The sequence below is a fragment of the Pseudoalteromonas sp. KG3 genome (assembly GCF_030436385.1).
Classification (GTDB): domain Bacteria; phylum Pseudomonadota; class Gammaproteobacteria; order Enterobacterales; family Alteromonadaceae; genus Pseudoalteromonas; species Pseudoalteromonas prydzensis.
The window spans coordinates 760274-774879 of sequence record NZ_CP098523.1 but is presented as its reverse complement, the minus strand read 5'-3'; the positions used below and the strand labels follow the sequence as shown (position 1 = coordinate 774879).

Here is a 14606-nt window from a genome sequence, read left to right as displayed (position 1 = left end):
ACCTAATGGCAAGAAGTGTAAAGCAACTTACTGATACTGAAATTAAAAAGTCCAAACCAAAAGAAAAAGACTATGTTCTTTCTGATGGTAATGGGCTGCAATTAAGGGTGCGCAGTACAGGCGCTAAAACGTGGAACTTTAATTATTATCATCCAATTATTAAAAGTAAGCGTATTAACATGGGGCTTGGTAAGTACCCTGATATTTCTATTGTTAATGCTAGGAAGCTCGCGCAGGAAGCTCGAGAACTAGTTGCTTTAGGCACTGATCCTAAAGAATGCCGAGATGCAACCCTTGCTCACAAACGAGCAGAGGAAGAGTTAACACTCAATAAAGTAGCTTTAGAGTGGTTTGAAGTGAAAAAGCCAGATTTTACCAAAGCCCATGGTGAAGATATTTGGCGATCGTTAAATAACCATATACTGCCGGTTATTGGTAAATATCCAATTGGCAAAATTAATGCACCACAAGTCATAAAAATTTTAAGGCCTATAGAGGCTAAAGGTACTCTAGAAACAGTTAAGCGTTTGAGCCAACGATTAAACCAAGTGATGACCTATGCAGTTAATAGTGGTTATATTCAAGCGAATCCCCTTGCTGGAATAAAAGAAACATTTAAAAAGCCACAAAAGCAAAACATGCCTTCGTTAAAACCAGAAGAGCTGCCTGAATTGATGCAAACGCTTGCAACGGCGTCAATTAAACGAGTAACTCGTTTTTTGATTGAATGGCAGTTACATACTCTTACCCGCCCAGGTGAAGCGGCAGGTACTCGTTGGGATGAAGTTGATTTTGAGAATAAACTTTGGATTATTCCAGCTGAACGTATGAAAAAGCGCAGAGAGCATGCCATTCCTCTATCAAAGCAAGCTATAGAGTTATTAGAAGCTATAAAACCAATTTCAGGGCATCGAGACTTTGTTTTTCCGTCAGACAGAAACCCGAGAACTCATATCAACAATGAGACAGCTAATATGGCTCTAAAACGCATGGGGTTTGAGGGCCGTTTAGTAAGCCATGGCTTACGTTCGCTTGGAAGTACAACATTAAACGAGCATGAGTTTAATCCCGATATAATAGAAGCCGCACTGGCACATGTAGATAAAAACCAGGTTCGTTCTGCTTATAATAGAGCTGAATATATAGAAAAACGGAGAGAGCTAATGAATTGGTGGAGCGACCATATAGACAAAGCATCTCTAGGGTCTTTATCTGTATCGTTTACAAAGCATCTATCGAAGGTAGGTTAATAGACATAACTCATTTAGCTAAACAACAGTTGTTTCTCGAAATTTAAATGATGTTAGTTGGCACACGGTTTGTAATTTATTGCTAGACATAATTTTTATCGCGACATAGACTGAGTTTAGAAAAAGGATTTTACAAGGATGTTCATTGATGAACACTTTATTTATACCCCCTAAAAATGTAATAACTGCAGAGCAACCTGCTCGTTTTAAAAGTGTATTAGCTTACAAATCAACATTTTCAGTGTTTTGCCCTTATCCATAGTTATTAATTAATTTTAATGGTGGGCTTATTCATGCCTGAAAACATCATAATTTATAAAGGAATAATTCGATGTTTATACAAAACCTCAATAAAGCTCAGCAAGAAATACTTCTTAAGTTAGCAAATGATTTAATGATCTCTGATGGTGTCATAGATCAGAGCGAAGAAGAATTGATTAGCTTTATTAAATCTCAGTGTACTGAAGATGTATCTGAATTAGAAATCTTCAATCTAAGCGAAATCAAAGATGTCTTTGACAGTAAAAAAGCCAAAGTCTCGATGTTACTTGAGCTTATTGGACTAGCTCACGCTGATGGTGATTACGGTCAAGAAGAAAAGGTTTTTATCAATGAAATAGCTTCAGTACTAAACATAAATGAAGCTAATTTAAATGAGTTGGAAAATTGGGTTAGACGTCAACTCGATTTGGTGAACGACTCAGTTATGTTCATGGAGGAATAACTATGCCATTACCTTTATTTTTAGCAGGTGCAGCTATTATAGCTGGTGGTTACGGAGTTAAAAAAGGGCTAGATGCTAAGTCTGACTATGATGAAGCTGATAGCATTAATAAGAGAGCTAGAAATATATTTGATGATGCAGAAAGTTCTTTAAACTCAAAGCGTGAACAAGCAAATAGCTCAATGTTGGCTTTAGGAAGGACAAAATTTGATATATATGAGAATTCACTATTAAGTTTCGTTAAAAGCTTTAGTCAAATTAAAAATATTAACTTTAATGACAGTGATATAAAAGGTCTAGAGTCATTACCGGGTGTGGATAAAGCTGATTTAGAAAGTTTAAGCAGTTCAGTATTATCAACTCATGATGTTTTGTCAGGAGGTGTTACAGCTCTTGGTACTGGTGGATTAGCTGGTTTGGCTGCATATGGTGGGGTTGGTTTCTTAGGCACTGCATCAACAGGTACCGCAATAGGGTCGTTAACCGGTGTAGCAGCTACTAATGCTACTTTAGCTTGGTTAGGTGGTGGTTCATTAGCTGCAGGTGGCTACGGTATGGCAGGTGGTGCTGTTGTACTGGGTGGCTTAGTTGCTGGTCCGGTATTAGCTGTTGGCGGTATGATGCTCGCTTCTAAAGCTGAAAGCGCAAAAATTGATGCTTATTCAAACCGTGATAAAGCGCTACTAGCGGCTGAACAGATGAAAACAGCTGAAGTAGTAACTGAAGGTATTCATCGTCGTTTTGAAGAAGTTAATGATGTACTCCTACGATTAAATAACTTCTTTACGCCTATGCTAAAAGAGTTTTGTGCCCTAGTAGAGCGAAATATTGATTATTCAAGTTACGCAGACAATGATAAAAAACTAGTTTTTAAGGTAGCTGCTACAGCAAAAAGTATAAAGAACTTACTTGAAGTTGTAATAATTAATGAAGATGGCAGCTTAACAAGTCAATCAAACAATATTGCAAGCTTTGGAACGGCTCTTATTGAAGGAGATCATCCAGAACTAGCAAGTTTAGAATCAAACATTGAACACGTTGATTTAAAGAAAGAGCCTGAACCTAAAAAGGATTTAGAGCACTATATTCGTGAGGTAAGTAGTCATATTGATGATCAAAAGTGGGTATATGCTTTATCACACGGTAAAAAGCTTAGAGATAAAACCGCAGCAGCTGTAAAATCGTATGCTCATGAAGACTATGAAGTTGATAGTGACTATAAGAGTGAGCCTTATGGTTTATTAGTGCTTATTGATACAACTCTTTTTGGTAGTGCCAAAGATGGTTTTTTCATAACTGACACGCATATTTATGGCAAGCCTTCTTACAATGATCGATTTAGCATTGAGATTAAGAAAATTAAATCAATAAGGGTTGATGAAGATAACAGAGAGTTGGCCATAAATGGTGACTATTATGGCTATACACATACTGAAATTACTCCAGCGATAAAATTGATTGTGAACGCAATTAAAAAATATTTAGAGCAATTCAAGTAAGCTACTATGAGAGGGGGGGGGTATAAACCTCCCCCAAATCTTTTTAAATACATTATCAATTAATAAGCTGCTTATGGACAATACAAACTCTTCAGCGTCTATTTTGGGTGGGATTTACTCTCAACATTTAACGCAAGAAATAACAGAGCGAACATATCGGATATTTGATGATGCAAATCAGCTATCTCAGTTTGCATCTAAATGGAAAAATGTAGCTGCTGATAAGTCTCAAGGTCATATGTTTGAGCAGTTAGAGACATTAAAATTTAACTTTGATGCCTTAAAAAAAGATAGCGACTTATATGCTAAAACCACTGCTAGTATGGGTTTACCTACAGATCCAGTTGACATTATAATTTCTAACGGTAAAAAAACGATTCGAGAGATACAGGCAAAGTCTTGTAACAGCGCTGCGAGAAGTGCATTTGCATTATCCCAAGAAAAATACGATGAAATGCTACGCTTGGCCCCAAGTGATCAACACAGCAAAATAGAAGAGTTATTAAAACAAAGAATAGAAAAAGGTACGCTCAAAGCAGAAGAGTATGAACAGACACTCCGGAATCTAAAAAAGTCATTACAGCATGACAATATTGCTTCAGAGGGAACAACCTACCAAGAAGCACTAGATGCAACAAATAAAGAACAAGCAGATAAAATTGCTAACAACTATAAATTCAAATCAGCTCTTACTGATATGCACAAATCAGGTATGAAGGCAGGAGCTGTAGGGGCAGGTTTAACCGGAGGGATATCTTTATTAACAGAAGGTTACTCAGTAATAAAAGGTGAGAAAGATATTGCAGAAGCCTCTATAAATACAATAATTAATAGTGCAAAGGGTTTTGCAACCGGTTATACCGTTACGGCGATCAGTAAAGGTATCACGCATTCTTCCTCTCATTTCCTAGGCGAGCAATTAGCTAAAAGTATCACGAGATCATCTGCGCCTGTTGCAATCGCTGTTGGAGTAGTTAATACAAGTAAGCACATAGTATCTTATTTAAAAGGTGATATAGAACTAGAAGAGTTAACCGATAATATAAGTCATACAGCTATAACGGGTACTTCATCTTTTTATTATGGTGCGTTAGGCCAGTTAGCGATTCCAATTCCTGTAGTTGGCGCCTTAGTAGGGGCGGGGGTTGGTTATTTTATCGGAAATATGATCCATCAATCTGGTTTAGTTGCTTTAGGTGATAGTGCAGTAGTTAAGGTATCTAAAGAGCGCAGAGACCAAATACGCGCTATTTGTTTAGAAGCCATTCCGCAAATTCAAAAAAATAGAGCTGAGCTTCAAAGCTTACTTGATGAACACTTTGCAGAAAGAAAACATATATTTGACTCGACTTTTTTAGCTATGGATTTGGCGGTCAGTAATACAGAACCAGATCAGTATATAGATGCTTTAAATTCTTTAAATGAAAGATTTGACTGTGAGTTACCATTTCAAAACTTTGCCGAATTTGATCAATTAATGCAATCAGATCAGAGTTTTGATTTTTGATGGATTTCCCATGTACTAAATGCGGTAAATGCTGCTCAAACGTAAATTTATCACCTATTACCAGTTACCTGGATAGAGGTGATGGTACTTGTGAGCATTTTGATGATAATACCAAACACTGTAAAATTTACGACAATAGACCTGAAATTTGCCGAATAGAATTACAGTTCAATAAATACTATAAAGAAAGGTTCAGCTGGAACGAATTTATAGCAATAAATTTAGATGTGTGTGAAAAGCTACCTGAAAAGTAAATAAAATAGGGGAATTTAAATGGCTTTAACACAAATGCAAATTATTCAGTCTCTTGGTGATGCAATGAGTTGGTTAGAAAGGGAGTTGAGCTGGGATGTACCTCCAACTGAGCTTAGGCATTTAACTGGGAGAATAGGGGAGCTGTACGCAGCGCTTATAACAAATGGGCGTATGGCAACGGAGGTTAATCAGGCGGGCTACGATGTAGTATCAAGTACTGGTGAGCGTATATCAGTTAAAACAACAGGTAGAATGCATACAAGCGGCCATATAAGCTTTAATACAAACACGCTTGAATTAGTTGATCGTATTATTATTTTAAGAATCAATACAGACGAAATGCAGGTAGAAACTCTACTCGATGCGCCAGTTGAACAAGCTAGATTACTAATGAGCGATGCAGCAACGGGTAAAAGCTGTATTACAATGACTAAGTTGATAAATCCACCGGTTAAGCCACGTATTTTATTAAATGTAAAAGAAGCTATATGGCGTAATTACAAATTAATAGAGCTTGAAAACGGCACCATTGAAGTATTTTTAAATGATGAGCTTGTAACACCAAGTAAGCCTTACTTACGTGATATTGCTAAAGAGTTAGGGGTTTCAATTTTAAATAGCAACGGAAATCCAGTTAATACACGGCAATTAGGTTCTGTGTTGATTAAAGAATTGCTCAATTAATGAATCGCCCCGTGTTTGCCAGAGACTCAATAACTTGAGAAACTGGAACTATGAAAAAATCAAATCGCTATACATCAGAATTTCGTGAACGTGCAATTAGGCTTGTTACCACACAACAGCATGAATACCCTTCTCTTTGGGCTGCGCTAGTATCGATTTCAGATAAACTGGGATGTACCCCAGAAACACTTAGAGCATGGGTCAAGAAATCTCAAGCTCAACCGTCTAAACCCTCTTCTAATACGCAATCAACTGAAGAACGCCTTGCCGTCTTAGAGCGCGAGAATAAAGAGCTCAAGCGAACGAATGATATCCTGAGGCAAGCTGCCGCTTTTTTCGCCCAAGCGGAGCTCGACCGCAAACAGAAGTAATAGTGGATTTTATTGATGCTTGCAGAGAGCATTACGGTGTCGAGTCAATTTGCAAGGAATTGCCGATTGCACCATCAACGTATTATTCTCATAAACAGATACAAAGAGAGCCTGAGCGACTGTCTAACCGCAAAAAGCGTGATGCTGAGCTGATAATACTCATTCGCGAAGTGTGGGAGGATAATATGTCAGTTTATGGTGCAAGAAAAATATGGAAGCAGCTACAGCTTGACGACCATCAAGTCGCCCGCTGTACAGTCGAACGATTGATGCGAGTTATGGGAATTCAAGGTGTTCGTCGGGGTAAAGCACATAAGACAACGATACCTGACGAGCAACAAGATAAGCCACTTGATTTAGTTAATCGTCAATTTACTGCTGAGCAGCCAAATCAACTTTGGGTAGCTGACATCACCTATGTTGCCACATGGAGTGGGTTTGTTTATGTCGCTTTCGTGATAGATGTTTTTTCACGATACATTGTAGGTTGGCGTGTATCAACGACAATGCACACAGAGCTTATTCTTGATGCGTTAGAGCAAGCTATTTGGCATCGTGGCAACCCCGAAGGGTTAATTCACCACAGCGACAGAGGCAGCCAATATTTGTCTATACGATACACTGAGCGACTTGCTGAAGCTGGAATTCAAGCGTCTGTAGGCAGTGTGGGTGACTCTTATGACAATGCATTGGCTGAAACAATAAATGGATTATTTAAAACAGAGATTATTCGCAGAAATGGCCCGTGGAAGAATGTTGATGCTGTTGAATACGCAACATTAGAGTGGGTCAATTGGTTTAATAATCAACGCTTATTATCTTCAATTGGGTATATTTCACCAGCTCAATATGAAACAGACTACTATGATAATTTAAACGAGTCAGGTAAAGTGGCCTGACTTAAACAAACTGGTCTCCGATGAACTCGGGGCGATTCATAATTACTAATATCATGGCTTTACTGAAGGTACATTAAAAGGTACATTGCTGTCTAAATTAATAAAATGAGGCAAGGAATATGAGCGATTTAGTAGAGTGTAGTGAGTGTAAATTAAAATTCGATTTGGATTAATACGATAATTGTCCTGATTGTGAAGATGATTTAATTGAGTGCGAAGTGTGTGAGCACAAGTTTAATTATAAACTCAAAAGCTGCCCTAACTGTGATGAAAACACAGTGCCAGAAGGTACTGAATGCGAGTTTTGCGAAAAGCCTGCAGTGTGTTATCTGCAAGATAACCCTGTTTGTGAAGACCACTTCCAAGTTTAACTAAGTCTCTGGCTCATAAATTTTAGGTAATGAGCCATTTAATTCAGCTTGAAAGTCATATATAAATAATATAGAAGTGCTTAGAAGAATAGCAATGAAACTATTAAATACCTACGATGATAGAGATGAAGCTGAAAAAGCTGTTTTACTAATAACTGGTGAAAAACGCCTAGCTAGTGAGCGTGACGGAACTGAAGTTATCTATAATCTCTTTGGTGAGGCTACCTGGGGTAACTTATATAAATTGAAAATGTTCAACTTACCTGAATTACAGAAACTAGTAGAGATGAAAAATAAAAATCAGCCCTTCGATCAACTTAGGTATAAAGAGATAATTTCAATGCTCAAATATGCAGCAAAGACCTTCGAACTAAAAATACCTGATCATTGGCTGTAGATTAACCTTAACCTTTGAAGCCTCGTAAATAATGCAGCTTCAAAGCTACAAGTATATTGAGTTATCAATAGCCCATTTCTGGGCCTCTTCTAATGATGAAAATCTTTCTGGATAGGCTTTATTACCTTTAATAATACCAAATTGCTTTGTGTCTTCATTTTCTAATATAAGAATGTCTGTGTCTGGCCAGCGGAAACCATTTTTGCCTGGAATCAACATTATAGTTGAACAGTCTTTTCCAACTTTTATCTCACCCTCATAATTATCGTGTATCAAAACATCGAGATATTTAATGTTTTTCTGACCACACATCTCGCAAACGCCATTACGAGTATCATTTTCTATATCTCTGACATGCACCCAGCCTGTATGTGGTACACCGGGTCTTCTCCAAATTGATCTACTCATGCTTATATAGTTAGATGTGTAGTGGTGCAGTGCTCTTAAACAAAAACTATCACATCAGCGACTTGGTGATGAGCTTCAAGACGATCATTTTGACTCAGATCATTCTCATCAAAATATAGCTCAAATGGGAACCAAACATTTTCATCGTTAATGGCAGTTAAGCTTCGACTTGTTACTTGTTCAGAATAAACACTTGCTTCTATTAACCAAGCTTTTATTGATGGATTATTAACTTGAATAGGCTTTCTAAGTTGATATATACCTTGCTTAGGGTTAGCTAGTAATTCCAAGTTCATCAACGTTCTTACTACAAACTGCATACTTCTTTTGATTGTTGAAGTATCACCATAATTCTCGGTAATTCGCTGTTCAAGTTGAGAATATAAAAAAGAGTCATTTAACTTGGTTAAACGACCAATTTGTTCAACTACAGATTTAAAGAAAGGGTACTTTGCAAGCATCATTCCCCAGTGAAAAACTAAGTTCAATTCACTATATTCCATCAGTAAATTAGCTGCATCTCGTTGAAAATCATTGGGGATATGTTTGGGTAATTTACTCCAAATACCGAAAAGTAAATTACGTGTTTTGTCTTTAGCCACTTGGCTTGTAAAATCAGGAGTTAGTAAAGTATCAATTTTATCCTTTAGCTCTTTACCTTCAATTCCATTTGCCACCCAAGATGCTGTTTGAGCAAGCCAGTTCGACTCTAAATGTCGATTAAAACCAATTGATACTTTCAAATTAATTCTCTTATTTTATTATTTCTTTCTAAACAACATCAGCTCATATCCTTGCTGATGCACTTCAAACCATTGCTTATCAATGTCTTCTGGCTCGATACTAATCTCAAATGGAAACCAAATTGCATCATCAATAATATCTGATAGTGTTCTGCTTATTACGTCTTCACTAAATAGTAAAGCGCATAATAACCAGTTCATTAATTTTTTAGGTACTGCCAAATTATTTTGATTTACTTGGTAACTTCTGGAGTTGCTTCGTAGCAAAACTCCAAAATCAACCATAGTCTTCAATACAGAGCGCAGCCCACGTTTTACTGTTTCAGTATCACCGTATAACTCAACCATTCGCTTTTGTACTTGAGCATATGTAAATGAGTCATTAAACTTTGAATTTCGTCCAATAAATCGAGCTACATCAGCAAAGAATTTCTTTTTCGCAATTAATAACCCCCAATGAATAACAAGAGGAATATCATGACTCTCTTTCACGTAATCAACTGCGAATGCTGAGAACTCACTACTGACATTTTCGTTCTTATCAAACCACAATGATGTTAATTGATTTCGTGTTTTTCCCAAATTAACCTTGCAGTTAATCAACGGTGAAAGCATTGAATTAATTTTGTCGTGCAATTCTTGTTTGTTTAACTCTTCGGCAACCCAAAGTGCCGTTTGATCTAACCAATGAGCCTCAATATGACGACTATAATTAACCCTTTTAGACATATCTATTACAACTTTCTTTTTATAACGGCTAACGGTACAACTACTTCATGTAAGCTGATACCACCATGCCCAACAATTTTTTTCCCTTCTTTTACAAACGCATGAGTTCCTTTACTTACTAATGGAAATCGTCCTTCAGGTAAGCCATATTTCTTGCCGGGCCATTTTAGCACTTTCCCGTCTAAAAGGTCATTAGAACTAGTAGCTGCATTTTCTGAATCATAGATTCTAACTCGCTCACCTTTGGTTTCAGCCTTAACACCTTCTTTTAATGCCCCACAGCCAATAGCTTCTTGATTACCGTGATCAGCTGTAACAATAACTTCATAACCAGCATCAAGTAAGATATTGATTTTATCTGCAAATTCCCAAGTTTTTATCCAGTCGGTCACAACAGCATTTAGCCCTGACATTCCGGCCTTCATGCCATGCATTTGTTCATCAACAAAATTGATTACTAAGCCCGCAGCTTTAATATGGCGATTAGATATCAAGTCATTAAACGATTCATTAGTAGCTCTATCTTCAACTTTTTTTGCATACAAGACTTCTTTGCTAGTTAAACCATGGTCTTCCCAATATGCTTGCCACAGCTTACCTTCTTTTGATGTTGTCAAAAGTGAATCAGCATAAAAATAAGGTTTTTTACCCGAAAACATCGACTGACGAGAAATTGAGGTAATAGTGGGGACCCAAGCAAAACTATAATGTTCTTCCATTGTCACTCTTGAACATGAGTTCAAAGACTCTCTAAACAATGCCCACTGCTGAAAGCCCATTCCATCCATAACAAGCAAGCAAACTTTTTGTTCATCCTGTACCTTACGATTTAACCAGTCAGGGATTTTATGCAACATATTAGGGTGGCGAATCGAGGGTAACGAAATCAAACTACCAAACTTATCTAGTAACCACTGCTCAAACGTACTATCTACTTTATCGTTTAGGCGCTTTAATGATGTAACATCTGAAGGGAGTAACTTTTCTATTTTGTGGCTTAACGCATTCAGCATACCAAGCTCAAATGCATGCTCTCCCCAAAAGTCCGCGTTTTGCTCATTAACCTCTACATTTGAAAACACTTTATTTAAACGAGAGAGCAAATGAGAAAAGCGTTTTAATTCAGAGAAACCTTCATCACTAGCAACACCTATAGAGGCCCAGTGTTCTTGTGGTACTCCTTTTAAATCTATAGGTTTTAGCAAACCATCACTGAATAAATTATCCACATAAACTTGAATATCCTGATCTTCAAACGGCACAATTAGTTTACCTTGAGGCCATGAAGGCTCTTTAATTTCTTGCACAGGTACTAGTGTTTGAAGATATAGCCCCCATTGAGCTTGCAGAAACTCAAAAAACTCAGCCTTATTTGGCAATAACCTATCAAAATCCCAACTGTTGAAAGCGCTATTTAGCTCTAATAAAGCAATTAACCTTTGCTCAATTACTTCTGGCATGTCACCACTAAGGTAATGCTTTTGAATGAGTAATCTAACTAAATCCACTTCAGATTGTATTATCTCAGGGGCAATCTTATAGATATGTCTTAATAAAAAATCTAAACTAGCAATTCTTCCCAGCTTGCCTGGCCGATAGTTTGAAATGGCTTCCTTAATTGGCTGGAAGTAAATAGGAGAAAGGCTTCGAAGTGTTTCGCTCTCTAGCTCTGGTATTATTTCATTGATATGAAAATTTACGCTTTGTGCGTTTAACGAGATATCAAAAGGAATATAATTTTCATCAATTTCAGCACATCTAATGATTAATGCCTTGCTGTTTTGATCTTCAAGCCAATTCTCATATACCAACCTTAACGACACAGGATCGCTATCATCTATAAGCTCTATTTTTGATTCTTCAAACTGTGCGTCAATAAATGGTTCAAAACAAAGGTTTTCAGGATCTGAAATAATAAAACACTGTTTTGCGGTGAAATCTAATTTACTGAGCAGTTCACTTTGCCAAGCCATAAATTACCCCTTAATCTCAAAAACAATATGAAGTGATAGCTCAGGGTATACTAGCTGTTTTTCTTTTATTTGCTGTGCCCAATTAAGTCCTTCATCTACTAACTGACGTAAACGGTAATTTTTCACTTCAGGCAATCCGATTCTCTCTATTGCTCGTTTTCGCGCAGCGAAAGAATATTCTCCTTTATCAATTTTCTCTGACAAATCAGCTTTATAATTAATTAGCATATCTTCAAAAACTAATTTTCCTTGTTCTTCTGCAACAGCTCGCAGTATTTGGTAAATATCTGAATTTTTTACCGTACTTGAGCCACTAATAATTTCTACCGTATCGGAGCATAATGCATCCCAAATTCGGTTTGAGGCTGGAGCAAAAAAGCTACCATCAGGTTTAATATAAATAGGTAAGTATTTAACTTGTCTCTCATCGCTCCCGGCAAAACGAACACTCCACAAAGACCAGTAGCCAGAAGCACCTGTTGGTAATGTTGGTACTTTTACAACAGGTATCGATTGCACATCACTCCAAATAGGTAAATGGGTACACAACCCTCTAACTTTAGGGTTCTCCAAAGTAATGTGTTTTAGTCTAAGATCTTGCTGAGCGTCTTTACCAACAAAAGTTATATCATTCCATAAAGCTCCATCTGGCCAAGTAATATCTAAACCGCCTGTTAAGGATTTATCAAATCTGGCCTTAATGCCTTGTTGATTTTGCCATAGAAGATATTGCTCAACCATTGAAGAAACCCAATGAGGTAAAGGGTGATTAGCCGTTTTTTGATATGTCTCAGCGAGTAATTGCTCACCGTCAGAAAACAAATTATCTTGTGATTTTTTATCCTTTCCTGCGTTTTGTATTGTTTGTAGTGCTTTGGCTAGCTCTTGGTCCATTACCTCTGGGTTAGTCAATGCTTCCATGAACAACTCGTCAAAAAGGTGATTAGCCTCAGCAGAATCGAGCACATCACTGGTTTTATCGACACCAAACTCTTCTAAAATAACTTGAAGCTTAGTTTCAAGTACATCACGTACCCTATGCTCAACAGTATCTTCTAGTACAAGGTTTAAAGCTCTAACAACATGAGGCTGACCGATACGATCAACACGTCCTATCCTTTGTTCCATGCGCATCGGGTTCCAAGGCATGTCATAGTTAACAATCACATGACAAAACTGGAGGTTTAAACCTTCACCACCTGCATCTGTCGAAATAAGGATTCGAGTATCACCCGCAAAAGACGCTTGTACTTTTTTTCGCTCACCTAGGTCCATCGAACCATTTAAGCAAACAACACTAATACCGCGATCAGTAAAAAATTTGTCTAGCATCGCTTGAGTCGGTACAAACTCGGTAAACACTAGCATTTTTAAATCAGGTGATTGCTCTTCTTGTTGCAATTTATAAAGCCAATCTAACAATACTTCCGCTTTAGCATCACTTTCATTGGCTACACATTTCTCTGCTAATTTCAGTAAATGTGCAACTTCTGCTTTTTCGTTCTCTAAGGCTTGTTTACTTTCAACAATCATTTCATCTAACTGTGATTGTCCATCTAGCTCTGCCCAATCATCAGCGAAAGACAGTGGTAACTCTTCTTCAACCACCATTGTATCTAAAGCAATTAAACGTCTAGATAATGTTTTGGCTATCGCGGCACTACTAGAGCTGACTAGTCGCTGCATCAAAATCATTAAAAAGCCAATGGCATTTTGTTTTTTGGCTTTGGCTTGGTTGTAACCTTCTTTAATGTATTCGGTTACTTCTTCGTAAAGATGACGTTGAATGGAATGCTTCTGTTGCCAAGCAACAGGGACTAACTCTGTTTTTCTAGGTTTGAATAATGGTTTGCCTTCACCATCAATAGATATCCGCTTTTCGGTACGTACAACATATGGCTGCACTCGCTCTTTGGTTACACTCCCAATATCTGGGAACACTTCAGGATCAAGTAAGGCCATTAAGCGATGGAAGGCATCGCTTTTTCCTTGATGTGGTGTGGCCGACAGTAGCAATAAATAAGGTGCAGCTTCTGCTAACCCTTGCCCTAATTTATATCGAGCGACTAACTCAGTACTGCCACCTAAACGATGGGCTTCATCAATGACAATTAAATCCCAACCTGCGGCAAGTAAGTCATCAAATCGATGTTTGTTATATTCATGAACTTGCTTTAAAGACCAGCCTTTGCGGCTCTCTATCGGTTTAATACTATCAACAGGGCAAACAACTTGGTCATAGCGCAACCAAACATTGTCATGCTCATCAACAGGCTTTTGCTCTCCCGGTAAAAGTAAGTGAAAACTCTCATTAAAATGAGTACTCATTTCACTTACCCACTGGCTAACTAAACCTTTTGGAGCACATACTAATATGCGTTTAGCCATGCCTCTCAGTTTTAGCTCTCGCATCACTAAGCCAGCTTCTATGGTTTTACCTAAACCAACTTCATCAGCAAACAAGTATCGTACTTGCTTACGAGCCATCGCTTTATTGAGTGCTTTTAATTGATGAGGCAGAGGAATAACATTGGATTCGATTGGGGCTAGTAATACATCTTCTTGCTGTGCGTTCGCTATTTTTGCAGCCACTGCAACATATGAAATAAAGTGTTCGCTTGGCTCTTGCTGATCATCAGCATGAACTAAGTCATCAGCAACAACTTTCACAACAGAGTCTTGTTGCTGTAACCAAACACGATAAAAACTCTGGCCCCATAGGCCAGAGTTTTCTATTACCTTAACATGCTGTTGATGGGCCTTGCTCCAAGCCCACTCTCCGACATCAAACATCCT

The 14606-nt window shown here is 37.7% G+C and carries 13 protein-coding genes and 1 other annotated feature; of the genes, 8 read left to right on the top strand and 5 right to left on the bottom strand.

Annotated elements, in window-relative coordinates:
• The first annotated feature begins 5 nt into the window (after window positions 1-5).
• The 8 genes from NDQ71_RS03750 to NDQ71_RS03720 all read left to right on the top strand — a co-directional run bounded on the left by NDQ71_RS03750 (window position 6) and on the right by NDQ71_RS03720 (window position 7957).
• Complete coding sequence (locus tag NDQ71_RS03750) at window positions 6-1250, top strand: integrase domain-containing protein (RefSeq protein ID WP_301562286.1); 1245 nt, start codon at window positions 6-8, stop codon at window positions 1248-1250.
• 331 nt (window positions 1251-1581) lie between these two features.
• Window positions 1582-1974: a TerB family tellurite resistance protein gene (locus NDQ71_RS03745; RefSeq protein ID WP_301562285.1), complete on the top strand. Its 393-nt coding sequence runs from the start codon at window positions 1582-1584 to the stop codon at window positions 1972-1974.
• Between the two features lie 2 nt (window positions 1975-1976).
• Window positions 1977-3473, top strand: a complete 1497-nt coding sequence (locus NDQ71_RS03740; RefSeq protein WP_301562284.1) for a hypothetical protein — start codon at window positions 1977-1979, stop codon at window positions 3471-3473.
• 73 nt (window positions 3474-3546) lie between these two features.
• Window positions 3547-4980: a hypothetical protein gene (locus NDQ71_RS03735; protein WP_301562283.1), complete on the top strand. Its 1434-nt coding sequence runs from the start codon at window positions 3547-3549 to the stop codon at window positions 4978-4980.
• On the top strand, window positions 4980-5234 hold the full coding sequence (locus tag NDQ71_RS24370) for a YkgJ family cysteine cluster protein (RefSeq protein ID WP_182760840.1): 255 nt from the start codon (window positions 4980-4982) through the stop codon (window positions 5232-5234). The genes NDQ71_RS03735 and NDQ71_RS24370 overlap by 1 nt, the downstream gene beginning before the upstream one ends.
• 19 nt (window positions 5235-5253) lie before the next feature.
• Window positions 5254-5919 carry a hypothetical protein gene (locus NDQ71_RS03730; RefSeq protein ID WP_301562282.1) on the top strand — a complete coding sequence of 222 codons (666 nt, stop codon included), beginning with the start codon at window positions 5254-5256 and terminating at the stop codon, window positions 5917-5919.
• 50 nt (window positions 5920-5969) lie between these two features.
• A protein-coding gene (locus tag NDQ71_RS03725; RefSeq protein ID WP_223230517.1) for an IS3 family transposase occupies window positions 5970-7189 on the top strand; the annotation gives its coding sequence in 2 pieces (ribosomal slippage) (window positions 5970-6258 and window positions 6258-7189; 1221 coding nt in all).
• Window positions 6248-6364 (top strand) — a sequence feature (AL1L pseudoknot). It overlaps the preceding gene by 117 nt.
• Before the next feature lie 465 nt (window positions 7190-7654).
• Window positions 7655-7957 (top strand): hypothetical protein, encoded by a 303-nt coding sequence (locus NDQ71_RS03720; protein ID WP_301562281.1) that lies wholly within the window; start codon window positions 7655-7657, stop codon window positions 7955-7957.
• Window positions 7958-8002: 45 nt separating this feature from the next.
• Here the strand turns inward: NDQ71_RS03720 and NDQ71_RS03715 are convergent, their stop codons facing one another.
• From NDQ71_RS03715 to NDQ71_RS03695, 5 genes are read right to left on the bottom strand one after another with little or no spacing between them, the layout of a single operon-like run.
• Entirely contained in the window at window positions 8003-8365 is a 363-nt protein-coding gene (locus tag NDQ71_RS03715; RefSeq protein WP_301562280.1) for a hypothetical protein, read from the bottom strand.
• Window positions 8366-8400: 35 nt separating this feature from the next.
• Entirely contained in the window at window positions 8401-9108 is a 708-nt protein-coding gene (locus NDQ71_RS03710) for a hypothetical protein (RefSeq protein ID WP_301562279.1), read from the bottom strand.
• Window positions 9109-9126: 18 nt separating this feature from the next.
• The gene (locus NDQ71_RS03705) at window positions 9127-9837 is read right to left on the bottom strand and encodes a hypothetical protein (protein WP_301562278.1); all 711 of its coding nucleotides are present in this window, start codon (window positions 9835-9837) and stop codon (window positions 9127-9129) included.
• Between the two features lie 5 nt (window positions 9838-9842).
• Entirely contained in the window at window positions 9843-11810 is a 1968-nt protein-coding gene (gene pglZ, locus NDQ71_RS03700; protein WP_301562277.1) for a BREX-3 system phosphatase PglZ, read from the bottom strand.
• A 3-nt stretch (window positions 11811-11813) separates the two neighbouring features.
• Window positions 11814-14603, bottom strand: coding sequence for a DEAD/DEAH box helicase (locus NDQ71_RS03695; protein ID WP_301562276.1), 2790 nt, complete (start codon window positions 14601-14603; stop codon window positions 11814-11816).
• Window positions 14604-14606 lie beyond the last annotated feature (3 nt).